The organism is Streptococcus sp. KHUD_010, assembly GCF_040207525.1.
GTDB lineage: Bacteria > Bacillota > Bacilli > Lactobacillales > Streptococcaceae > Streptococcus > Streptococcus hominis.
Genome location: NZ_CP157941.1, coordinates 242,517 through 266,897, shown reverse-complemented (window position 1 = coordinate 266,897; position 24,381 = coordinate 242,517). Strand labels below are relative to the sequence as shown.

Annotated in this window: 24 protein-coding genes and 1 pseudogene; all 25 read right to left on the bottom strand. The window is 39.9% G+C overall.

Translation table 11 applies throughout. The features are described 5' to 3' along the window. Nucleotides 1–189: 189 nt before the first annotated feature. The gene (gene yajC, locus ABKA15_RS01375) at nt 190–528 is read right to left on the bottom strand and encodes a preprotein translocase subunit YajC (protein ID WP_003026971.1); all 339 of its coding nucleotides are present in this window, start codon (nt 526–528) and stop codon (nt 190–192) included. Between the two features lie 102 nt (nt 529–630). Next, nucleotides 631–1,119, bottom strand: coding sequence for a prolyl-tRNA synthetase associated domain-containing protein (locus tag ABKA15_RS01370; protein WP_049513186.1), 489 nt, complete (start codon nt 1,117–1,119; stop codon nt 631–633). Nucleotides 1,120–1,212: 93 nt separating this feature from the next. Beyond that, complete coding sequence (gene tkt / locus ABKA15_RS01365) at nt 1,213–3,189, bottom strand: transketolase (protein ID WP_049513188.1); 1,977 nt, start codon at nt 3,187–3,189, stop codon at nt 1,213–1,215. Between the two features lie 110 nt (nt 3,190–3,299). Further along, the gene (ulaG, locus tag ABKA15_RS01360; protein WP_049513190.1) at nt 3,300–4,391 is read right to left on the bottom strand and encodes an L-ascorbate 6-phosphate lactonase; all 1,092 of its coding nucleotides are present in this window, start codon (nt 4,389–4,391) and stop codon (nt 3,300–3,302) included. Between the two features lie 160 nt (nt 4,392–4,551). After that, nucleotides 4,552–6,222 (bottom strand): transcription antiterminator, encoded by a 1,671-nt coding sequence (locus ABKA15_RS01355; protein ID WP_049513192.1) that lies wholly within the window; start codon nt 6,220–6,222, stop codon nt 4,552–4,554. Nucleotides 6,223–6,418: 196 nt separating this feature from the next. Next, nucleotides 6,419–7,120, bottom strand: a complete 702-nt coding sequence (locus ABKA15_RS01350) for an L-ribulose-5-phosphate 4-epimerase (RefSeq protein WP_049513194.1) — start codon at nt 7,118–7,120, stop codon at nt 6,419–6,421. 1 nt (nt 7,121) lies between these two features. Further along, a complete protein-coding gene (locus ABKA15_RS01345; protein ID WP_049513196.1) occupies nt 7,122–7,982 on the bottom strand; it encodes an L-ribulose-5-phosphate 3-epimerase in 861 nt (286 codons plus the stop codon). A 3-nt stretch (nt 7,983–7,985) separates the two neighbouring features. After that, nucleotides 7,986–8,651, bottom strand: a complete 666-nt coding sequence (locus tag ABKA15_RS01340) for a 3-keto-L-gulonate-6-phosphate decarboxylase UlaD (RefSeq protein ID WP_049513200.1) — start codon at nt 8,649–8,651, stop codon at nt 7,986–7,988. A gap of 46 nt (nt 8,652–8,697) precedes the next feature. Further along, on the bottom strand, nt 8,698–9,183 hold the full coding sequence (locus ABKA15_RS01335; RefSeq protein WP_049513202.1) for a PTS sugar transporter subunit IIA: 486 nt from the start codon (nt 9,181–9,183) through the stop codon (nt 8,698–8,700). Between the two features lie 202 nt (nt 9,184–9,385). Then, the gene (locus tag ABKA15_RS01330) at nt 9,386–9,667 is read right to left on the bottom strand and encodes a PTS sugar transporter subunit IIB (protein WP_003032305.1); all 282 of its coding nucleotides are present in this window, start codon (nt 9,665–9,667) and stop codon (nt 9,386–9,388) included. 30 nt (nt 9,668–9,697) lie between these two features. After that, complete coding sequence (locus ABKA15_RS01325) at nt 9,698–11,158, bottom strand: PTS ascorbate transporter subunit IIC (RefSeq protein WP_049513204.1); 1,461 nt, start codon at nt 11,156–11,158, stop codon at nt 9,698–9,700. A 167-nt stretch (nt 11,159–11,325) separates the two neighbouring features. After that, nucleotides 11,326–13,455: an ATP-dependent Clp protease ATP-binding subunit gene (locus tag ABKA15_RS01320; protein ID WP_350015363.1), complete on the bottom strand. Its 2,130-nt coding sequence runs from the start codon at nt 13,453–13,455 to the stop codon at nt 11,326–11,328. Nucleotides 13,456–13,886: 431 nt separating this feature from the next. After that, nucleotides 13,887–15,701, bottom strand: a complete 1,815-nt coding sequence (gene glmS / locus ABKA15_RS01315; RefSeq protein WP_049513230.1) for a glutamine--fructose-6-phosphate transaminase (isomerizing) — start codon at nt 15,699–15,701, stop codon at nt 13,887–13,889. 392 nt (nt 15,702–16,093) lie between these two features. Then, on the bottom strand, nt 16,094–17,293 hold the full coding sequence (locus ABKA15_RS01310) for an acetate kinase (protein ID WP_049513208.1): 1,200 nt from the start codon (nt 17,291–17,293) through the stop codon (nt 16,094–16,096). Nucleotides 17,294–17,339: 46 nt separating this feature from the next. Beyond that, nucleotides 17,340–18,293 carry a class I SAM-dependent methyltransferase gene (locus ABKA15_RS01305; RefSeq protein WP_049513210.1) on the bottom strand — a complete coding sequence of 318 codons (954 nt, stop codon included), beginning with the start codon at nt 18,291–18,293 and terminating at the stop codon, nt 17,340–17,342. A 71-nt stretch (nt 18,294–18,364) separates the two neighbouring features. After that, on the bottom strand, nt 18,365–18,691 hold the full coding sequence (gene comGG / locus ABKA15_RS01300) for a competence type IV pilus minor pilin ComGG (protein WP_264340993.1): 327 nt from the start codon (nt 18,689–18,691) through the stop codon (nt 18,365–18,367). Next, nucleotides 18,672–19,109 carry a competence type IV pilus minor pilin ComGF gene (gene comGF, locus ABKA15_RS01295; protein ID WP_049513212.1) on the bottom strand — a complete coding sequence of 146 codons (438 nt, stop codon included), beginning with the start codon at nt 19,107–19,109 and terminating at the stop codon, nt 18,672–18,674. The genes comGG and comGF overlap by 20 nt, the downstream gene beginning before the upstream one ends. Beyond that, nucleotides 19,093–19,386, bottom strand: coding sequence for a competence type IV pilus minor pilin ComGE (gene comGE / locus ABKA15_RS01290; RefSeq protein ID WP_049513214.1), 294 nt, complete (start codon nt 19,384–19,386; stop codon nt 19,093–19,095). The genes comGF and comGE overlap by 17 nt, the downstream gene beginning before the upstream one ends. Further along, a complete protein-coding gene (comGD, locus tag ABKA15_RS01285) occupies nt 19,358–19,786 on the bottom strand; it encodes a competence type IV pilus minor pilin ComGD (RefSeq protein WP_049507639.1) in 429 nt (142 codons plus the stop codon). Before comGD ends, comGE begins: the two co-directional genes overlap by 29 nt. Next, entirely contained in the window at nt 19,746–20,063 is a 318-nt protein-coding gene (comGC, locus tag ABKA15_RS01280) for a competence type IV pilus major pilin ComGC (RefSeq protein ID WP_003028473.1), read from the bottom strand. The genes comGD and comGC overlap by 41 nt, the downstream gene beginning before the upstream one ends. Then, complete coding sequence (gene comGB, locus ABKA15_RS01275) at nt 20,060–21,082, bottom strand: competence type IV pilus assembly protein ComGB (RefSeq protein WP_185952230.1); 1,023 nt, start codon at nt 21,080–21,082, stop codon at nt 20,060–20,062. Before comGB ends, comGC begins: the two co-directional genes overlap by 4 nt. After that, nucleotides 21,024–21,965 (bottom strand): competence type IV pilus ATPase ComGA, encoded by a 942-nt coding sequence (gene comGA, locus ABKA15_RS01270; protein WP_049513218.1) that lies wholly within the window; start codon nt 21,963–21,965, stop codon nt 21,024–21,026. Before comGA ends, comGB begins: the two co-directional genes overlap by 59 nt. Nucleotides 21,966–22,034: 69 nt before the next feature. Then, nucleotides 22,035–22,400, bottom strand: coding sequence for a DUF1033 family protein (locus tag ABKA15_RS01265; protein WP_049507022.1), 366 nt, complete (start codon nt 22,398–22,400; stop codon nt 22,035–22,037). Nucleotides 22,401–22,587: 187 nt separating this feature from the next. Next, nucleotides 22,588–23,930, bottom strand: a pseudogene (glnA, locus tag ABKA15_RS01260) (type I glutamate--ammonia ligase). A gap of 10 nt (nt 23,931–23,940) precedes the next feature. Next, nucleotides 23,941–24,321, bottom strand: a complete 381-nt coding sequence (locus tag ABKA15_RS01255) for a MerR family transcriptional regulator (RefSeq protein WP_350015362.1) — start codon at nt 24,319–24,321, stop codon at nt 23,941–23,943. Nucleotides 24,322–24,381: the final 60 nt, after the last annotated feature.

Sequence of the window (24,381 nt, the reverse complement as noted above, 5' to 3'; positions counted from 1 at the left end):
TTATCTTTTTAAAATTCCTATTCTGCTAAGGGAATATTTGTTACTTGGTTGGGCTTTGGCATCAAAATAGCTAATTGGCGACATCAAAGTAGAATAAGAATTATTCTTATAAGTTGTAAAAGAAACCTTTCAAACAAAAATAAAAAGAATTGGAGAAACTCCAACCCCTTTTTCTAGTTTAAAACATTACTATTCTTCTTCAATAGCTGTATCTTCTGACATATCAACACTTCCGTCTGCACCAGCAACTGCTGTGATTCCCTCTGTGAGAGGTAATACGGTCTTGATAGCTGTTAATTCAAATGTCAAGTAAACACCGTCTACATCAAGAACAACCGTTTTCTTTTCAGTATCCACTTCATCAACCGTACCATACAAGCCACCAATCGTAATGACTTCATATCCTTTTTGTAGTTTGTTCAAACTCTCCATCCGTTTGTCTGCTTGTTTCTTTTGAGAACGTTGCATGAAGAACATCAAGCCCATCATCACAACCAACATGATTAAAATTGAAAAACCGTTACCCATTTTAGTCTCCTTTAGATTTGATATATTATCTACTATAGCAGATTCCTAGAGAATTTACAAGGAGAGGATTAAATTTCTAAAAGGATTCCTCCTTAAGCCTGACTAGCAACGAATTCTTTTGACAATATGCTCTGCTTTTTCCAAAAAACGTAAAAAGTCAGCATAAGCGATATTGAGTGTTGTTGTATTGACAAAAGGATGAAAACCCACGGTCGAGTTCGGATCAACCTCCTCGTCCACAATCAGCTGGACTTTCTTTTCCTTATCAAAAAGCAACCCAAAAGGTGTAACCGCACCTGGCTCTACCTGTAAAAGCTCCTCCAGCTCCTTATCATTGGCAAATGATAATCGTTTTTCATCAAGGATTTCTGCCAAATGCTTGATATCTGCCGTTTTTTCGTCCCGCAAAATGACCAAATAAAATTGACGTCCCTTTTTATTTTTCAAAAAGAGATTTTTGACCTGTTGCCCCGGTAAGACGACTCCCTTTTCAGCCGCCTCAATAACGGAAAAAATTGGTTCATGATCCAGACGAACATAAGAAATTTTCAATTCATCCAACAGCTGATAAATCATACTTTCCTTTGTCATCTTCACACCTCCGAGCTAAAATTTCCTATTTTCATTATAGCACCTCTAGTTAGAAAAACCGAAGCAAGCCTCGGTTCTTTTTCTTGATAATTACTATTTCAAATTTTTCACAACTTCTACGACATGAGCAACGGTGAAGCCATACTCTTCCATTACCTTAGCAGCTGGGGCAGAGGCACCGAATTTGTCAATGCCGATAACAGCTCCGTCAAGTCCGACATATTTGTACCAAGACTGGGTTGCAGCCATTTCGATTGCAACACGGCGACGAACTGCATTTGGTAAAATTTCTTCTTTGTAAGCAGCATCTTGTGCATCAAAGATGTCTGTTGACGGTACGCTGACAACGCGAACCTTTTCTCCTTGTGCTTCCAACTCTTTTGCAGCTGCAACAGCTAAGTTGACTTCAGAACCAGATGCTAGAAGGATTGTATCAAAGTCACCTGCTGTCTCATACACGACATAGGCTCCTTTTGCTACCTTGTCAAAGTCAGTTCCAGCTTCAACAGTCAAGTTTTGACGTGTGAGAACCAAAGCTGTTGGAGTTGATTGACTCTTGAGTGCCAAGTACCAAGCAGCCTGTGTTTCACGTGCATCTGCTGGGCGCAAGACATTGAGGTTTGGAATGGCACGAAGACCTGCTAAGTGCTCAATCGGCTCATGAGTTGGACCATCCTCACCAACTGCGATTGAGTCATGCGTAAAGACATAAGTCACAGGTAAGCCTTGAAGAGCTGACAAGCGAACAGCTGCTTTAACATAGTCTGAGAAGACAAAGAATGTACCACCGTAAACACGAAGTCCCCCGTGAAGTGCCATACCATTCAAAATAGTACCCATAGCAAATTCACGCACACCAAATTGAATATTGCGGTTAAGACGGTGAGCATCATCTTGCAAGCCGTCTTCTTTGATATAAGTCATATTAGAATGAGCTAGGTCAGCAGAGCCACCAAGGAATGTTGGAAGTACTTTTGCTGCGGCATTTAAAGCATCTTGGCTAGAATTACGAGTAGCTTGTGAGAAACCTGTTTCTACTACTGGGAAATCTTCTGGCTTGATCTCAACTGGATCTTTTCCAGCAATAATGGCAGCAACTTCATCAGCTAAGTCAGGATAGGCTTGTTTGTATTCTTCAACGAGTTTTTCCCAAGCATCATAGGCAGCTTTGCCGCGTTCTGCAACATTAACTCGATAATCTTCGTAGACTTCTTCAGGGATTTCGAATGGTGCGTAATCCCAAGCAAGAGCTTTGCGAGTAGCCGCTGCCTCTTCTGCACCAAGAGGCGCTCCATGAACAGCATTTGTCCCTTGTTTATTTGGAGAGCCATAACCAATCACCGTTTTGACTTCAATCAATGACGGTTTGCCAGAAACTTTTGCAGCTTCAATCGCCGCATTGATTGCTTCTAAGTCTGTTCCATCTTTAACCAAAGCTGTGTGCCAACCGTAAGCATTGTAACGGTCACGAACGCTTTCTGTAAAGGAATCCTTCGTTTCTCCGTCCAAATTGATGTCGTTTGAATCATAGAGAACGATGAGCTTATCTAGCTTTTGCAGTCCAGCATAAGAAGCTGCTTCAGCAGACACACCTTCCATTAAGTCCCCGTCACCACAGATGACATACGTATAGTGGTCAAAGATATTATAGCCTTCACGGTTGTACTTAGCAGCTAGGAAACGTTCTGCTTGCGCAAAACCAGTTGCCATCGAAATTCCTTGGCCGAGGGGTCCAGTTGTCGCATCTACGCCAGCTGTATGTCCAAATTCTGGATGACCAGGCGTTTTAGAACCCCATTGACGGAAGTTCTTGATTTCGTCCATAGTGACATCTTGAAAACCAGACAAGTGAAGAAGTGCATAGAGCAACATAGACCCATGACCTGCTGACAAGATAAAACGGTCACGATTGACCCAATTTGGTACTTCTGGATTCACACGCATTTGCTTGGTAAACAAGTCATAAGCCATCGGTGCTGCGCCCATGACAACACCTGGATGCCCAGATTTTGATTTTTCAATGGCATCAATTCCTAAGAAACGAATGGCATTGACAGATAAATTTGACATTGAATTCTCCTTTTATAATACTACCCTTTCAGTAGCAATTATTCTACACTATCATTATATGAAAATTATCCGCATATCGCAATGTATACGGATAATTCCCACTTAATTTTTTATAGTAAAGCCTTAAATTGAATATTTGAATCGTGCTCGAAGCAATCATCAAAACCACGTGGATGGTGGTATTCAATTCTGTCTTTGTCTTGCGGATAAGTGTATTTACCGCCGACTTCCCAAATGAATGGATGGAATTGGTATTGCAAGCGCTCTTTGCGCATTTTCCAGAGGGCAAGAATCTCATCTGTTGAAGCCATGAAATTAGACCAGATGTCGTAGTGAACTGGAATAATGACTTTGGCACGCAGATTTTCAGCCATACGAAGCAAATCAATCGAAGTCATCTTGTCTTGAATACCGATTGGGTTGTCACCGTAGTTGTTAATCGCTACATCAATATTGAAATCTTTTCCATGTTTGGCAAAATAGTTTGAGAAGTGAGAATCTGCGCCATGATAAATCGTACCGCCCGGTGTTTCAAAGACGTAGTTGACTGCTTTACGCGCCATTTCTTCGTCAGTTACAGCAAGCCCCTTCAGCTCACCGTCTTGAGCATCCGCACCGTCAACTGGAAGTGTCACTAAGCAGGTTCGGTCAAAGGATTCCACAGCTGTAACCTTTATATCTTTAAACTCAAAGCTTTCACCCGGTTTGATAATCATAATGCGTTCTTCTGGAACACCCCATTTTTTCCAAATTTCGCCACATTCGTAAGGACCGACAAATTTCACATGATTTAATTTTGGATTATTGACGATAGCTGCAGCAGTATTGATGTCAATATGGTCGCTGTGGAAATGAGAAACAAGGTAATAGTCCAGTTTGTTAATTGCAAATGGGTCAATCACCATTGGTTGCACGCGCAAGTTTGGTTGCAATTTACGTACACCAGCCATATTGGCCATTTGGTGCCCACGCACCATATCTTTTACTTTCTTTGTTGATTTTCCGCGGTTGGACCAGAGATCCATGACAACATTTGCACCACCTGGTGTCTTAATCCAAACACCACAATTCCCTAACCACCACATAGCAAAGTTGCCTTCTGGCACAACTTCTTCTTCAATTTCTTCATTGAGCCATGTTCCCCATTCTGGGAAAGTGGATAAAATCCAAGATTCTCTTGTGATTTCTTTTACATTTGGCATTGCTTATCCTCCTCAAGATATTTTATTCTACATTCTTAGTATAACTCCCTTCAATAGATTAAAAAAGACCAAATAAAGCACATGTCTGTGTTCAAGATTGGACTATTTTTCACAACTAAAAAAGCCGGGAATTTTATCCCTAGCCAGTCATCTTATTCTTTCATTCTTCCGTTGAAGTTGATAATAATTCTTCGTTGACAAGTTTTTGAATTTTATTTTTCAGCTCTTGTGTACGCGTTGAATCCTTGAGGTATTGTGACAAAAGTCGTTCTAAATCTTGACTAAATCGCACGCCTTTAGTAGAAAGAGTTTGATCTTTCACAAAAGAAGTAATATTCAATACATCCTCATAGTCCAAAATGGGCTGAACCTGTATCGTTGGTAGAGTAGTTTCCAGCCCATCATTTGTCGTAATTAATAAATCCACATCTAAAATGTCTTCGACACTTTTGAATTGTTCTGTCGTAAAAACAGCACTTAAATTTTCATTTGGTAGATGATACAAGCACTGTTTGAGTAGCAATTTCTGCACAGCTACTCCTTCATCACAGACTAAATAAATCCGTTTGGCATCTTGTTTTTCAGCACGATTATGTTTTAAGAATCCACCCATATGAAGAGCAAGGTAAGCAACTTCATCATCGGTTAATGAAATAAGCCAAGCTTCCTCTAAAATCACAGAACAAGATTTAGTGACTGCAAACAAATCTGCATATTTTTCCTTGATCTGTCGTGTTAATGGATTTTTAGACAGAATGCCGTAGGTTTTACGAAATAGTAGAGCTTTGCAATGTGTCAATAAATTTCGCAACAAATCTTCTTTATTTTCAATTTCAAAATGCGAACTGACTTCAAACCGCCAAATAAACTCATCAATCGCTTCTTTTAATTGGACAAAATCTTGACTGGTTGCATGAATATCCCGATCTTTCCGGTAAGAAAGCAAAAGAACAGTTAAGAGTGAAATCTCAATATCATTTAATTTCAAGCCAAATATCGCCCCTAAATTGTTATTCAAATGTTTAGCTGCTTGATATTCAATCCGCTTGCGAATCAAGGTAAACTCACGCTTCAAGTCTTCCTGCTCTTCCTCATTTAAAGCCATATTGCGACAGCTCAACAGCAGATAGGGCAAAACTTGTAGCATGAATTTGATTTCATGGCGATTGATTTTCTTGCCTAAATCCTGCTCCACATCTTGCACTCTTTGATTGAGAAAATCTTGCAATTCATCGGACAAAAGTAAATCTTCTCTGATAAATTCTTTTATCTTTTCTGTCAAAATCATCACAAAGCTATGATTCTCCTCTACGAAAATGTGATACAAGAGAGAATGAACATATTGGATTTTATTGAGTGGATGACATTTTAAAAAATATCCTTGCGCTTTCGTGGAAGCGAGATTGACTTGATACTGCTCCGAAGCCAACTGATTGCGGATTTCATTCAAATCATTGAGAACCGTATTGCGGGATACTTCTGTCAATTCCATTAGCTTTTCAATAGTCACACGCTCCTTAGCAATACAGATATAAAGCACAGTCAGCTGCATACGCTCGGTCATGCTCATGACATAGCTATAAAAGTCAACGCCTTCCAATAACGCTTGGCAAAGTTCTTTTTGGTGTGCGGTTAAGACAATCCCTACTCTCGGACGGCTACTAATGACTTCGCCGACATCCGCTAAAGCATCATTGATTTTTTCTAAATGATAATAGATTTTCCTCCGCGATTGATTGGTTGCCCGTGAAATGGTCATAATCGTTTCTGGCTCTTCCAACTGAATGAGGTATTTTAGTAAGTCACAACTTGTTTGATCCAATAATATCATCATTTACTCCTTGAAAGGGATTGCAAACCATTATAACATCTTTTCACACATCATTCACATGAAATCGAAAGAATTTATTCGTTATTTTGGTCATTTTTAGCGCTTTTTCATAGCAAAATGAGAAAAGCAAGGCGAGGAACCGGCATCATGACTGCTCTCAATCATGGTAGTCGTCCTTCTCCTTGATTTTTCATAATTATTTTTTCTGTCCGTAGTAAGCATTCTTTCCATGTTTTCGCAGGTAATGCTTATCTTTAAGATCTTGCGGCACTTCCGTCACTTCTGGATTGATAGCTTCTGTGTAGCGTGCCATACGAGCGGCTTCTTCAAGGACAACTGCATTATAGACGGCCGCTTTTTCGTCCTTGCCCCAAGCAAATGGTCCGTGATTGCGGACGGTTACACCTGCTACTGCGAGCGGATCTAAGCCACGTTTGGCAAATTCTTCGATAATGACTTTCCCAGTTTCTTTTTCGTACTCGCCATTGATTTCCTCTGGTGTCAAGGCACGAGCGCATGGAATTGGACCGTAGAAAGTATCAGCATGCGTGGTGCCATAGCATGGAATATCGCGTCCCGCCTGCGCCCAAGCCACTCCTTCTGTCGAGTGCGTATGAACAATGCCACCCACTTCTTGAAATGCTTTGTACAGCTCCACATGCGTTGGCAAATCTGACGACGGATTCAGGTCTCCTTCGACAACATTACCGTCCAAATCAGTCACAACCATATTTTCTGGAGATAATTTTTCATACGCTACACCAGAAGGTTTAATGGCAATCAAGCCCTTCTCACGGTCAATTGCCGAAACATTTCCCCAAGTAAATTTCACCAAACCATGCTCTGGAAGTTCCATATTGGCTTTATAAACACGTTCTCGTAATTCTGGTACTAACATTTCATAACCCCGCTTTCTCAATGAGTGGATAAAGGAAATCTTGCGCTTCTTTGATAGCAGCTTTGGTTTCTTCCACCGTTTCGCAATTTTCAGACCACATTTCAATCAAGAACGGACCTTGGTAATTGGTTTTCTTCAAAACAGCAAACATTTCTTCCCAATTGACACAGCCTTCCCCAAAAGGAACATCGCGAAATTGTCCTTTAGAATGCTCCGTTACGGCATAGGTATCTTTTAGATGAAGAGCCGCAATTGCCTGATGACCAAGGTAAAATTCACTCCAAAGGTCATTATGCCAAGCAGAAATATTGCCTGTATCTGGATAGACAAAGAGATAAGGTGAATTGATTTCTTTTTCCACAGCCAAATACTTCTCAATGCTGTTGATAAATGGATCATCCATGATTTCAATCGCCAACATAACTTGTGCCTGTTCAGCCCAATCACATGCTAGACGCAGATTTTTTAAGAAACGAACGCGTGTTTCAGGTGATTTTTCTTCATAATAAACATCATAGCCGGCTAATTGAATGACCCGCACGCCTAAATCCTGTGCTAATTCGATACATTGTTTCATCGTTTCAAGCGATTTGGCTTCTAGTTCAGGATTGTTTGAGCCTAATGGATAACGCCGATGACCGCTAAAGCATATGCTGGGAATCCGCACACCAGTATCATAGATGGCTTTGACAAGCTCTAGACGTTCTTTTTTGGACCAAGTGAGACGTGCCAGCCGAGCATCTGACTCATCAACCGACATTTCCACAAAATCAAAGCCCATTTCTTTGGCAAATTCTAACCGTTCCCGCCAAGAAAAATGTTTCGGTGTCGCCTTTTCATAAATTCCAATCGGACGTGCCATGACTTACCCCCAGATTCGCTTGATTTCGTCTTTGAAAGCACGCGCTGCTGCTGCTGGATTTTCAGCTTCTGTTATACCGCGTCCAGCAATAAAGGTAAAAACATCCACTCCTTCAAAGAGTTTGAGTGTATCCACATTCAAACCACCTGTTACAGACACACGGAAGCCCATTTCAATCAATTTCTTAACTTTATTGAGATCTTTTTCACCCCAAGTTTCGCCGGCAAGAAGGGCATCGCGTGATTGGTGATAAATGGCTTGCGAGATACCAGCATCCAACCAAGTCTGAGCTTGCTCATAAGTCCAATCACCGTAGAGCTCAATCTGAATTTCACCGCGTTCGCCACGTTCTTCTTGAATCGCTTTTAGAGCGGCTTTCATAGTTGGAATTGTTGCACAGCAAATGCAAGTCATCCAGTCCGCTCCGCGAACGGCATTATTTTTGGCAACCGTACCACCAGCGTCAGCACATTTAGTATCAGCTACGATGATTTTATCAGGAAATAAACTACGCAGCACTTCTACCAACTCACTGCCGACTTGCAAGAGACAAACCGTTCCTGCTTCAATGACATCCACTTCATGCCCAACCGACACAGCCGCTTTAATGGCTCCTTGCAAATCGGAATGATCCAGTGCAACTTGTAAATTTGGAAGACGTTTTGACATAATTTTCTCTCTTTCTATTTTCTAATCTAGTGAACCTAACCCATTATTAACTATCTAAATCCAATCCTTCTAAATAAGGACTATTTTTTGACTCATCAATTAAGGCTAAAACTTCTGTTTCTGTTTGACATGCTAATAGGCGGTCAATAGAATTTTCCAATTCAAACAGGGCGATAATCTGCGGAATGGCAACACTCGTATGAATTTTTGAACTCGTTGCCGCAAGAGCTAACAAGACACTCACATCTTTTCCGTCTGAGAAGGTTACAGGTTCTTTCAAAGTCACCAAAGAAAAGGCATCTCTTTGCACACCAGCTTCTGGACGAGCATGCGGCATAGCCATACCTGGCATCAAAATATAGTAAGGCCCATAGCCTTCTGTGGATTCGATAATGGCATCATAATATTCAGGTTTGACGGCCCAACTTTCAATCAATGGGTCAACAGAAAGTTTGATTGCTTCTTGCCAAGTCGAAGCAGAAAGACCCAACCGAATGGACTTGTTTTCAATCAATGCTTGCTTTAAATTCATTGTTTCTTCCTTTCGTTGGAAATGGAAGCTCAAAACAGATTATCAAAGAGAAATCCTATGTTGTTGAATCAGCACAATGGACTTCAACTTTGCTAAGTTTTCAGTTTCACGTATCCTTTTAAGCGAAGGAGGCTTGGACAAGCGTCCAAAGCCTCTATATCAATTTCTTAAGCGACGAGGCTGAGACGAACCTCTAACCGCATCATTCCAATACTTGTGATAATTTTTCAGTGATTTCTTTGTCGTCCATCAGATTATCCAGACCAATCAATTTACCATTTGTCCGTCCGTCCAATTCATGAATCAAATGAAGAGAGGCAATGACGATGTCATAACCAGAAGCTAAACTTTTAGCTTCTCCCACACTGCATGAATTGACAGTAAAATCTGTTTGCCCTAGTTTACGTAGAGCGTTTTCTACTTTCATCTTAATCACCATAGATGAACCCATACCATTTCCGCATGCTGTTAATACCTTAACCATATTATTTTCCTCCGTTAATTAAATCTATTTTTATTCTTCTTCCGCTTGGACATCACCACGATAGTAGGCTTCCTTGTCTTTTGCTTTGGCAAATTGTAGTTGCGGAATAATCAGCAAGAATACACAAACAAGAATGTAACCTACAATGCCAAGATATTTGAAAAGATAACCAAAACCAAGCCAAGGAAATTCAAAGTCAATATTTCCATGGTAACCACCGTAAGAAGCCAGACCGAGAAGTGCCACACAGAGAGCACCAAGCGCTACTTGCAATACACCTGAAATAAAGGACAGGATAACCGCCGCTTTCCAGCCGCCACGCTTATCTGCATAAACTGCAATCGCTGCATTATCAAAGAATACTGGAACGAAACCGGTGATAATGAGAATTGGATTCTTAAAGACAATCAAAAGCATAATGGTAATCAATTGTCCAATCAAACCGAAAGCAAAGCCTGAGAGCACAGCATTTGGTGAACCAAAACCGTAAGAAGCTGCAACGTCCACAGCTGGGAATGAACCAGGAAGTAATTTGTTAGAGATACCTTGGAAGGCATTCGTCAATTCTGCTACAAACATCCGCACCCCTTGCATCAAGACAAAGAGATAAACTGAGAAAGTAAAGGCTGTTTGAATGATATACATGTAAAAATCTTGCTTAGCAGGGTTGTAAACTGTACCTGATGTAATGACTTTTGCATTGGACATGATATCCGGACCCAAGATTAGGAGGATTGATCCAAAGAAGACTAGCATCAAAGTTGCAGATGCAACCACTGTATCATGGAAAATAGACAGGAATTTTGGTAATTTCAAGTTATCAAGATTTTCTTCCTTCTTACCAAATTTACCTGCAACTTTATCCACAAACCAAATCGCAAATTGTTGTTGGTGACCAATCGCAAAACCACCGCCACCTGTCAGACGTTGAGTAGCTTCTACTGTCATATTGGAGCTGACTGCCCAGTAAAGTCCACAGATGACACCAATTGCCAGCACACCCCAGCTATTCCGCAATTGAGGAACAAGGAGAAGAACCATCAATGAAACAGTCGCTGCTTGTTGAACCATGATATGACCTGTAATGAACAGCGTCCGCACTTTTGTAATTTTCCGAAGAGCAACGAGCAAGATATTGACACCAAAACCAATCAACAGCGCCGTTGTTGCTGCTCCGACAAAGTTCGGAAATTCCTCTGCAATCTTTGTATTTGCCGCTGTTAATCCAAAGTAAGGGTCAATTACCGCTGCACCAATCTTAAACTTAAAGTTCAGAGCCGCTAAAATCGGACGGAAAGTTGTTACCAAACCTCCAGCCCCAACGTTCAGCAGCATATAACCAACTGTTGCTTTGATGAAACCGGCATAGACATCATGCGCTGGTTTTTTCAATAACGCATAGCCAATGAGAACCAAGAGACCTACAAAGAAGGCTGGATTCTGCAAAATATTTTGCGAGAACCAGTTCAGAATGTTTAAAATGATGTTCATTTTAACTCTCCTTTTTCTATTTTATTTGTTCTTTATAAGTCTATTATAAACCATGTAAGCGGTAACAAAAAGACCAAGAATTACACAAGCAACTGTTCACTCTTGGACTGTGAAAAATATGGCAGCAAAAAACGCCGAGAAATTTCTCAGCGTTTGAACAATGAAATTTATTTTTCACCTTGATTATCTGTTGCTTCCTCAATGACTAATTCATCATCTTTAAGGTCAGCTAAGAGATGTTTCACATCCATATGATCCAGATGATAATCGGTTACTTTGTCGCGGATTTGTTGTTCAATCACACGGCGAAGCGGACGAACACCCATGACTTCATCGTAACCTTCTTCTGCTAGGTAAGCTTTTGCGGTATCCGTTACCGTCAGAGTGATGTCTTTCTTAGCAAGCGTTTGGTTGACTTCATCTAGCATCAATTCAACAATTTCAGCCAAGTCTTCTTTACCAAGGTGTGAGAATTCAATAACTGCATTGAACCGATTCAAGAATTCTGGACGGAAGTATGGTTTCAATCGATCCATAATTTTCATATCTTTTTCTTCGTCACCTGTAAAGCTTTCATAGCCAAATCCTGCGTTAGAAGTAGCAATAATAACCGTATTCTTAAAATTGACAGTATTTCCTTGTCCATCTGTCAAACGACCATCATCTAATACTTGCAGTAACAACGTGATGACTTGTGGGTCTGCTTTCTCAATTTCATCTAGCAGAATGATTGAGTAAGGATTGCGACGAACACGTTCTGTCAATGTATTGCTATTGTCGTCATAGCCCACATAGCCAGCTGTTGTACCAATCAACTTCGATACAGCTGTACGGTCAGAGTATTCAGACATATCCAAACGGATAATCGCGTCTTTTGTACCAAACATATCTAGCGCTAATTGCTTTGCTAGCTCTGTTTTTCCGACCCCAGTTGGTCCGACAAAGAGGAAGCTACCAATCGGACGGTTACCTTCATCAAAGCCTGCACGATTCCGACGAATAGCACGCGCCACCGCTTCAACCGCTTCATTTTGTCCAATGACTTTTGTCTTCAAACGCGCATTCATCTCTTTCAAGCGCTCAATATCACTGCTACCCATTTGGGAAACAGGAATACCCGTCATGCGCTCTACAGACTCTGCCACATCATTGACAGTCGCTGTCACTTTCATGTCTTCCGTATGATTTTCAATTTTCTTTTCCAACTCTTCAATGCGTGTCTTGGCATTCAAAGCTGTTTCAAAATCTTCTTTTTCAACCGCAGCTTCTTGTTTTGCCTTTTGTTCTGCAATTTCACGTTCCACTGCATGCACATCTGTAACGGGGTGTTGAGCTGCTAAGTGAGCCGCTGTCACATCCACTAGGTCAATCGCTTTATCTGGCAAACTGCGTTGCGGAATGTATTGAATCGAATAATCCACAGCCGCTTTTAACACTTCATCTGGCAAGATAACATTGTGGTGTTTTTCGTATAAGTCACGAATTCCTTGTAAAATCTTATAAGTATCTTCTACAGAAGGAGCATTTACCTTTACTTCATTGAAACGACGAGCCAGAGCTGCATTTTTCAAAATGGTGTTGCGGTATTCATCTTGCGTCGTCGCACCAATTACCGTTAAATCCCCGCGAGAAAGGGCTGGTTTCAAAATATCCGCCAAACCTTTAGAGCCACTATCTCCACCTGTACTGCCGGCACCGAGAATTTGATGAATTTCATCAAAGAAGAGAATAACATTGCCCGCTTCTTTTACTTCAGAAACCAAATTTTGAATATTTTCTTCAAAGCTACCACGATACTGTGTACCTGCTTCTAATCCCGAAATATCTACAGAAATAATTTCTTTATTCTTAATAGCAGCAGGAACATCACCATTAACAATCGCCTGCGCCAAACCTTCAACAACTGCAGTCTTACCAACTCCAGCATCTCCGACTAGAACTGGATTGTTTTTCGTCCGACGAGACAGAATTTCTGCTGTTTCTTGAATTTCCTTGTTACGTCCAATGACGGGATCTAGCATATCTTGACGCGCTTCCTCTGTCAAATTGCGACCCAATTTTGCTAAAATGCCATCTTGTTTTGGATTGCCTGTTTGCGTTTGCATTTGTGGATTTTGAGCCTCCATTGCCTGTTTCGGAAGTTTCCCCGTTGCACGGTATTGTGCAAATTCCTCTGGTGTTACTTCACGTCCATTGATGAGATAACGCCGATTTTCACTATTAAAACCGCCCATTCTTCCCATCAATTGATTGAAAAAATCATCCATGTTATCAAAGTTATTGTAGTTGTTGTTCATATCTGTACCTCACTTATTATTTTACATAATTTTTATAACCGCTTAAAATATAAGACAAAGTGAGTAACTCTATCTTTTGGATTTATACTTATAAGGATAGTTAATATTTTACATAATTTTAATCCTCTCTCAAAATAGAGATGAAATCTCTTTAACTGAACACAGCTAATAATTTCATCTTGTTTGAGCGAGTGTAACGGGCTTTCTTTCCGTTCACAAATGTAATTATATACTATAATAACAAAAAAGTCAATAGATTTTTAGAAAAAATTTACATAATTTTTGTTTTTCTTTTCTGACTGACTTTACTTTAATATTAGTCTTTCTAGTTTAAAATTTTATGTTTTACATAATTTTTTAAATCAGACTTCCACTTTATCTCAATGGGACAAAAAATCACCAAGCCAACACTTGATGATTCTTCATAGGTATTATTCAACTGTTACAGATTTAGCCAAGTTCCGTGGCTTATCCACGTCAAGTCCACGATGTAGGGTTGCGAAGTAAGCAATCAACTGCGTAGGCACGACCATAGAAATTGGTGATAGATATGGATGAACAGACATCAAAACAATATCGTCCCCTTCTTTTGCCACGTTTTCTTCCACAATGGTCAAGACATTTGCACCACGCGCTACAACCTCTGACACATTTCCACGAGTATGGCTGGCCAATTGCTCGTCAGAAGAAATCAAGGCTAATACTGGCGTACCGTCTTCAATCAAGGAAATAGTTCCATGTTTTAATTCTCCTGCTGCAAATCCTTCACACTGAATATAAGAAATTTCTTTTAGCTTTAGACTAGCTTCCATAGCAACATAATAATCTTGACCACGACCGATATAGAAAGCATTGCGTGTTGTAGCGAGTAAATCACGCACTTTTTCGTCAATACCGTCTTTTTCAGATAGTGTAGCTTCAATTGCTTGCGCTACAATGGATAATTCATGCACTAAATCAAACGTTTTCGCTTTTTCATTGCCATTAGCATCTCCAACTGCTTTCGCAAGGAATGCAAGAGTCGCAATTTGTGCTGTGTAAGCTTTTGTAGAAGCAACTGCAATCTCTGGTCCTGCATGAAGTAGCATCGTGTGAGTCGCTTCACGAGACAACGTTGAACCCGGTACATTGGTTACCGTCAAGCTTGGAATTCCCATAGCATTGGCTTTGACCAAAACCTGACGGCTGTCGGCTGTTTCGCCAGATTGGCTAATCAAGATAAACATTGGTTTCTTGCTAAGCAATGGCCATCTGTAGCCCCACTCAGAAGAAATTCCCAATTCGACCGGTGTATCCGTTAATTCTTCTAGCATGCGCTTGGTCGCAAAACCAGCATGATAAGAAGTTCCAGCTGCCAAAATATACAGGCGGTCAGCTTCTTGAACGGCTTGGATAATGGCTGGGTCTACTGAGACTTTATCATTTTCAGCCGTATAAGCTTGGATGAGTTTGCGCATCACAGTTGGCTGCTCATCAATTTCCTTCAACATGTAATAAGGATAAGTGCCTTTACCGATGTCAGACAAATCAAGCTCTGCCGTGTAGCTATCACGCTCAATAGGATTACCATCATAGTCTTGCACTTGGACATTGTCTTTTGTCACAATGACCAGTTCTTTATCATGAATTTCCATAAATTCACTTGTTTCACGGATCATTGCCATAGCATCTGAGCAGACCATATTGTAGCCTTCTCCTAAGCCAACCAAAAGAGGGGATTTATTTTTGGCAACATAAACTGTATCTGCATCTTTTGCATCCATCAAAGCAAAAGCATAAGAGCCTTCGATAATATGAAGAGCCTTTTTGAATGCTTCAAGAACTGATAAATCCTCTTCCTCAACGAATTTTCCAATCAAGTGAACCGCAATTTCTGTATCCGTTTGACCTTTTAAATCATGTCCAGCGAGATAAGTGTTCTTGATGTCAAGGTAATTTTCAATCACACCATTATGCACCAAAACAAAGCGTCCAGTTTGAGAAGTATGTGGATGCGCATTGCTTTCGCTTGGTTTTCCATGCGTTGCCCAGCGTGTATGCCCAATACCAGCAGTTCCAGCCACATCAATCCCGATTTTTGCACGAAGATCAGCTATGCGACCAACTGATTTCACCAAACTAGATGTTTTCCCATTGGTCACAAAAATCCCAGCCGAATCATAACCCCGGTATTCTAATTTTTCTAGACCTTGCATTAAAATATCTGTTGCATTTCGATTTCCAACAACTCCAACGATTCCACACATACTATTATTTATAGCAAACAACTTTCAGAAGTCTGCTATCTCCTCCTTCGTTTTATAAATTGGTATAGTTCAATCACAGCTATCCAAAACAAGCGAAATCAGTATATAATTTTATTACGAATTTGTCAACAAGAAAATTGGTATAGTTCAAAAAGAAAGTATAGCGGAAATCAAAAGACTTTAAAAGAGCTTATTCTCCCACCCGCACGGTTGATTCAGACATCTTTATTCACGTTTTATGTTTCAAGAGCATTAGGTAATCATTTCAACAATATTTTTTTAAACTAAAAATGAAAGAGAGTGAGACAGACATTCATGAGGGTGGCGCCCTCATGGATATCTGTCTCAGCTTCTCTTCTTAAATATTATTTATGACTTGCAAATTCCAAGTTTTATTTTTGATTTTTGAATCGCTCAACATCACGTGCAATGACTAATTCTTCATCTGTAGGAATAACAAGTACTTTCACCTTAGCAGCATCACTTGAGATGATACCTTCAGTTCCATGTACATTTTTTTCCGGTAAAATATCACAACCAAACCAAGATAGACCTGAAATAACAGCTTCGCGCACCTCATCAGAATTTTCTCCGATGCCAGCTGTGAAAATAATCGCATCCGCACCATTTAAAACAGCAAAATATTGACCGATATGTTTTTTAATGCGATCAACAAAAATGTCAAAAGCCAGTTTACAATTATGATTGCCTTCATGCATTCCTGCAATAATGTCGCGCATATCACTTGATGTTTCAGATACTCCTAGAAGCCCAGACTGTTTATTTAAAATATAATTGATGTCTTCTGGTGTATTAAAATCTTCTGTATGCTCTATCAAATAAGGAATAATCGCCGGATCAATATCCCCTGTGCGAGTTCCCATCACCACGCCACCTAGCGGAGTAAAGCCCATTGAAGTATCGACAGAAATTCCTTTATCAACCGCTGTAATGGAAGCACCATTCCCAATATGACAAGTAATTAGTTTCAGCTCTTCAAGTGGCTTGCCAAGTGCTTTAGCTGCTTCCTTGGCAACATACTGATGACTTGTGCCATGAGCACCATATTTGCGAACCTTGTTCTCCGTATAGTACTTAGTCGGTAATGGATAACGATAGGCTTTTTCTGGCATTGTTGTATGGAAAGATGTGTCAAATACAACAACACTTGTAATATCCGGTAACAATTCTTTAAAAGCACGAATTCCTGCTGCATTTGCTTTGTTATGAAGTGGTGCAAGAAGTGCTAATTCTTCTACTTTTTGAATCACCTCTTCGCTATCAACAAGTGCAGATTCTTTGAAGTATTCACCACCTGCCACGACACGATGACCAACACCCGTGATTTCATCATAGGATTTGATAATACCAAAGCGCATCAAGTCATCTAACAAAATTTTTACAGCTTGTGTGTGGTCATCAATATCCAAAATTTGCTTTTCTGCACGACTGCCAAATTTCACTGTTGAAATGGAGTCTTTGAGACCAATCCGTTCAATCAGTCCTTTGGCAATGACCTTTTCAGCTGGCATTTCGTATAATTGCCATTTTAAACTAGAACTTCCGGCATTGATTGAAATTGTTTTTGACATAAATTACCTCTTTTAAGCGTTTTCATTTATTATATCAAAAACTTGTTTAAATTTCACTTTCTCTGCTCCAATTTTGAAACTTTTCGCTAAATTCCAATAAATCGTTCTGATCTTGCAAATCGGACAAAGCATAAACAAACGGTTGAACAGCTTGTTCTTCTTGCTTTTTCAGCACAAAAATTGTCTTAGCATAAGCGGCATTTCCAAAAAGAGACTCTGGTAATGCAATCATCGCAACTATCTGCGCATGCTTTTGCAGCCAAGTTTTCAGCAAATCACTTTGCGAACTAGTCAATAAATCATTCGGTGCAAGAAAAATAGCATAGCCACCTGATTTGAGATACTTGAGTGATTGCTCCATTAACAGATGATGAGCATAAGTATGCTCCTGTGTACTAGCCACTTCATAGCGCGCCGCAATGCTATCATCAGGATAAAAGCCAACTGGTAAATCGCTAATAATCACATCGCTTTCTTTCAATACTTGCGGGCGCACTGCGTCACCTTGCACAAAACTAACTTTTGCGTCCATCACATCTGCGATACTGGCTGATATATCAATTAGCAGATCGTCCAATTCCAGCCCCAGATAATCCACATTTTTTTGTGTATTATTGAGAATTGTCTCGGCTAAATTCCCCATTCCGCTACCAATTTCCAAAATATCAATGTGTCCTTTTTTAACCAATTGATCAATGAGAAAGGTCAAAATAAACCCAATGGAATCCGGAGTGAATTGATGATTGGCTTGTAAAGGCTCTGTTTGAGCTGCTTTCATCAGCAAAAATTGATAGGCTCGACGCCATTCTTCTTTGCTTAATTTCAAAGATTTAAGAGTTTCATTATTTTTTTTGACAGTAGCTTGCTCTGTATTTCCATCTAGATAAATCCCATTTTGCTCTACCAAAGCATCATAAAAATTCGTCAAAAGCTCATTTTGGATTTCTTGGACATTTTCTAACAAGAGCGCATAGGCCTGTTCAATTTTTTCAAAATTCATAGCATCCTCCGCTCCCTATCATACCAAAATTTAACTTTTTTTGCGAGTGTACTCTGTTGCACGCACATCATTTATTTATTCAATTCTTTACCCGTCTGCTTTACTTTTTCGGTCGGAAAGGAAAATTGATAACAGCGACTAGTCTTCATTGTTACTGTCAAGATGAGCTCTTTCTCACTCTTTTGGTCTTGGACATACCCTTTATCAAATTCCCTTTGCTTAGAATTTTCGTTGGCTAGAAGAGCCATTGCATAAGCCTGTGTTCGTTCTCGGTTTAGGGTGAAATTCCTATGATTAGCAGTTTGACGATGAAGGTAAAATTGTAAAAGCAAGCTAAAAACTGCCGCCATAAAGAGGGCATAGAGCATAATACCCGCTTTAACTTTCTGTTTCCACACGATAGACAAACTCCCTTTCCAATCCTCGCCTAAACGTCAGTCTGACATGAATCAGCTCATTTTTCTGTGAGATTTCTGCTTTTTTCACATCATAAACCATCGGCTGGTAACCTTTCCCATTCGCATTGGTTTTTCTGAAATCCTGTCCACTTGACTTTCCAAATGCAATCACCTTGCCGTCCTGTTTCATATATAAACGATTATTCTCCACCTTTTCAAATGAAGAACGAGCCAACTCTGCTTCTAGTTGATCAGCAAACAAAAGCCATTCTCGTTGTTCACTATGTTGCCGGGCTTGAACTTCAAAAGCCAGAAGACGCGTCATTGACTGAAAAAGCAGCACACTTCCGCTGAGTACAAATAAGGCAATCAGAGCCTCTAAAAGGGTAAAAGCTTTCACTTTATTTGCCTTGAACACCGAGAATCAGCTCCTTCCCATGATAAATTTGAATACCTTGTTGACTTGTTTCAACACGCACTTCAATACCGTTCATTGTCAAATGGCTTTGCTTTGTCTGCAAAGCCATTTTAGCTACCCTTAAAACTTCTTCTTCTCTAAGCAAGTCATTTTCTGCTTTTCGAGACTGGTGAATTTGTCCCAACAACAGGGTCACAATTGTCGCAAAAATAGCTAACGCAAGCAGCGCCTCTAATAAAATCGTTCCTTTAACGTGTTGTTTTCTTAAATTTTCCATTTCCTAGATATAATTGATACGTAACTGTCTGCTTTTTTGTCTGAAAGACAATCTTTCCGAGCGATGAATTACCACCTGCCTTATCAAAATGAAGCGTCAAATCTTCTGGCGCTTGAATCGAATGAGGAACCGCCAAATGGTTGTAACCATTGGAAATCCTCTCGCGAGAAAAATTCATGTCCAATTGACTTTGACCTGAACTACTCAACTTCTGACTTTCCCGATAAAAATGCTCAAACTCCAGAAAGAAAATCTGCTCTTCCACCTGTTCAAAAGAAGAACGAACAGAGCCCGACACAGCAAGCAATAAGAAACTCGTTATAAATAAAGTCAGCAAACTTTCCAAAAGCGTAAATCCCTTAATCTGCAACGGAACGAGCTTCTTTTGTATGTTTCGCATAGTAAGCCTTATAAGATGCCGCTTGCTTGTCTGTAATCGTGCCTTCGTTGACTAATTTTGAGAGCGTCGCTTTTTCATTGGTGTGATTGACCTCAAACAGCTCCGCTTGGCTTTCCACAACTTTTACCACCGCTGCATTTCCTTTTTCCGTCACCGCTTCTTTTTGCTTGGTCAAATTCGGTACGAACAAGAGCATCAAAACACTGATGATAAGAAGCACGACTAACATTTCTACTAAAGTAAAACCTTTAACCTTCAAACTTTTTAATTTTTTCATAATTGAACCTCCATATTTTGATAAATTGGCAGCAGCATGGCTGCATACAACAATACAATCATTAAAGCCACAAAGACAAACACTAGTGGTTGAATGACATTCATCGCCTGGTGAACACATTTAAAAAAAGTCTCCCATGTTTTTTGAGCATAAACTTCTAATTCACGCCCCAATCTAGACTTCACTTCGCCGTATTCAATCATCAAGCCCAATTCCTTTTTAAAAAATGGATATGTTTTAACCCTTTGCGAAAATTCCTGACCATTTTGCAGTGCAACTTCTAAATCTTTCCCAATTTCTTGAAACATAGCAGAGCGTTGTCCTTGCATCATCTGAAAAATCTGACTAAGTTCTAAACCTTGACCAATCATATTTCCCCATTCTCTCGCATAATAAGCTGTCAAATACGTTTGAATAAAAGCGCCAAAAAAAGGAAGGCGAGCTAACAAACGAAATGCTGCTATTTTTGAGCTTTTTTGAAACCAATAAAAACCTATCGCTAACAAAACAAAGACTACTCCTAATGAACCCAGAAAAATTTGCGGCAAATTACTGATAATCTGCGTTGCTACATTTTGACGATCGAGTTGCGGGAGTAAATAATTACGTAATCCCAGTATAATGAATATCAAAAAAACAAACAAAATAAAGGGATAAGTCGCCACTTCAACCAACTTTTTCTTAATTTTTGAGACATTTTCCAAGTATTCCTCAATCTTACTCAGGCTGAGTGAGAGATTTCCGTGTAATTCTGCCAGTGAAAGTTGTGTTACTACATTATCTGAAAAACCTAAGCTTGCCATGATGTCCGAAAAAGGCTTTCCTGTTGACAACCCCTCTTTCATCCTGTCCACATAGACTTCTTCTAACAAGGCACTTCGCTTCAAAAAGTCGATAATTTCTGCCAAATGAAAGCCACTAGAAAAAAGATTATTCAGTAACTCTACGACCTTTTTCTGCTTAACTGTGGATAATTTTTTCCGCTTCTGCTTGTTCAAGATTGATATGTCCTGCTGCATGAAGCTGATCAATCTGCCTATTCCAGTCGATGGGCTCGTGTTCTTGATACTTTTCACTGACAAAATCCACTATTCCTCCTTTTGCAATTAAACGTTGGTAACAAATCCCTTGCAAGACAATTTTCAGATCGGCTTCTGTCACTCCCAATTCCAACAACCGTTCATAGACACCTCGTACGCTTTTAGCATGAATAGTTGAAAAAACAGTCACTCCCGTTAAGCTAGCTCGAACAACTGCCCGTGCTGTCTCCCCATCTCGAATTTCTCCGATGATTAGCAAATCCGGTCGGTGCCGTAGAGAAAGTTTAATCAAATTTTCATAAGTCAAACCAATCGCTTCATTCAATTGCAACTGTAACATGCTAGGCTGCTTGATTTCAACAGGGTCTTCAATGGACATGATTTGTTGACCAGCAAAGCGCTCTTGGGCAAGTTGGTGCATGAGAGTCGTTTTTCCACTCCCTACTGGTCCCGAAAAAAGATAAAGCCCTCGTTGTTTGAAGCATTCTTTTAACTCTGGGATTTGAGCAAACCAAAACTTCAACTCTGACTCTTCATCATGTAATAAACGAATCACCAGACTTTCATATCCACGATAATCCCCTACTGTTGACAGTCGTAATGACGTTTTCTTATCACCATATTGATAATCACAAGATCCTAACTGGCTTCTACGTTTTTCGCCGACATTCATTCCAGCGGTAAACTTGAAATGACTAATTACTGCTGCCATCTCTTCAAATGCATACTGTTGGATAAAACGCCGTTCATCGCCAATTCGCATGTATAGCTCATACATATTCTCCTTTGGAACAACGTAAATATCCTGTGCCTGTTCTTCCTTAGCTTGGCAAATAATAGCCTGTGCAATATTTTGAACCATATCTCCTCCTCACTTTATATTATTCGCAGAAGAAAATAAAAAAATGATGAAAAATCACCATTTTGTAAATTATTTAAACGTTAGAGAGCAAGCACGATGTTCCTCTTCACTATTTTGTTTATTGTAACCCGGTTGCATTTTTTCTTTGGAAATAACAGTATCATTTTCTAACAAAGCGAGAGAATGATACTGCTGAACAGAGTCGCCACATTCCTCGCACCAACGCAAATCTCCTGCATCCCAAAAAATAGACATCAAATCACTTCGACTTTTGTAGAAAGGAAAAGCATCTGCCAACTTCAGCCATTGGCGTTTATAATATTTTAAAGCAGCATAATAGTTATCAAAATGCTGTACTGATACGATATTAGCTTCCCAGCCGTCGAAAAACCACCACGGTTCATCTTTGCCATACATTTCAATAACACGATACACCTGCTTCACCTCCCTTTGTTCTGTCTATTATATCGGAAATGCTAAATTTTTTAAACAGATATGCTCCATTATACAAGTTTTTCGCCATTTGCTCAAAACTGTAGAGAAAAGTGCATTATTCTGATTGGCCGTTTTTCATTCATCAGATAAGAAAACGAGACTTTTTCTAAGCCCCGTTTCCAATTTATTAATACAAATCAAGATAGTTGTCTACTTCCCATTGGGAAACAAAAGTGGCATAGCTTGCCCATTCGATGCGTTTTGCTTCTACAAAACTTGTATAAATATGGTTTCCAAGTGCAGCTTTTACAACTTCATCTTCTGTCAGTGCTTTCACCGCATTATGTAGAGTAGAAGGAAGGTCTGTAATACCCGCTTCTTTGCGCTCTTCTGCTGTCATGACATAGATATTTTCTTCAATCGGAGCAGGTGCTTCAATTTTATTTTCAATCCCATGAAGTCCAACTTCAAGAAGAACAGCCATAGCAATATAAGGGTTAGCCATTGGGTCAACAGAGCGCAATTCCAAACGAGTTCCCATACCGCGTGAAGCTGGCACACGAACAAGCGGAGAACGGTTACGTCCTGCCCAAGCAATATAAACAGGAGCTTCATAGCCTGGAACTAAGCGTTTGTAAGAATTGACAGTCGGGTTCATGATAGCTGTATAATTGTAAGCATGCTTAATTAAGCCACCAAGAAAATAGTACGCTGTTTCTGATAATTGCATGCCATTTGGATCTTCCGGATCAAAAAATGCATTCTGACCATCTTGATTAAAGAGTGACATATTACAGTGCATACCTGAACCGGCAATACCAAATTTTGGCTTCGCCATAAAAGTAGCATATAAACCATGCTTGCGGGCAATCGTCTTAACAACTAGCTTAAACAACTGAATTTTATCACAGGCACGGAGCACTTCATCGTATTTAAAGTCAATTTCGTGCTGACCAATAGCTACTTCATGGTGACTGGCTTCTACTTCAAATCCCATTGTTGTAAGAACATTGACGATTTCACGGCGTGTATTGTCAGCTAGATCAGTCGGCGCAAGGTCAAAATAGCCGCCCTTATCATTTACCGAGTTGGATCGCCATTCTCATCAAGTTTAAATAAGAAAAATTCTGGCTCAGGACCTAAATTAAAGGATTTGAATCCTAATTCTTCCATGTGACGTAAAGCGCGTTTCAAATTTCCACGCGGATCCCCTTTAAAAGGTGTTCCTTCCGTCGTATAGACATCGCAAATCAGTCCTGCGACACTTCCGTTTTCGTCTCCCCAAGGGAAAACCGTCCATGTATCCAAGTCAGGATAAAGGTACATATCTGACTCATTGATACGCACAAAACCTTCAATGGAAGAACCATCAAACATTACTTTATTTGACAAAACTTTATTCAGCTGTTCATCGGTCGCTGGAATTTCAACGTTTTTCATTGTTCCCAGAACGTCTGAAAACATCAAACGGATAAAGGTAACATTTTTTTCTTTCACTTCGCGACGAATGTCAGCTACTGTAATTGACATGAGTATCTCCTTATAAAATTTTAAAAATTAATAAATGCATACGACCAAATGGTAGAAGGGAAGAAGCAAAGCGACCTTGTTGTAAAATGTCTTTATGAAGGGCTCGACGAACGTCTTTCTCACTCACCGGCTTCTTGTATTTCGCTTCGCGCTCGGCGTATTTTCGCTTAATCGCAGCAATATTGTAACCTTCTGAAATGTAATCTTTAATCTCCAACAAGCGATCCATATCATTTAATGAATACATGCGGCGATTTCCTTCATTTCGATCAGGCTTGATCAATTCTTGATCTTCATAATAACGAATCTGACGTGCTGTCAAATCCGTCAATTTCATAACGCTACCAATGGGAAAAACAGCCATATTGCGACGAAATTCTTTTTCCTTCATTGCAAATTCCTTTCTTATGCTCTATTATAATCTGAAAAAATTTCTATGTCAAGAACTCAT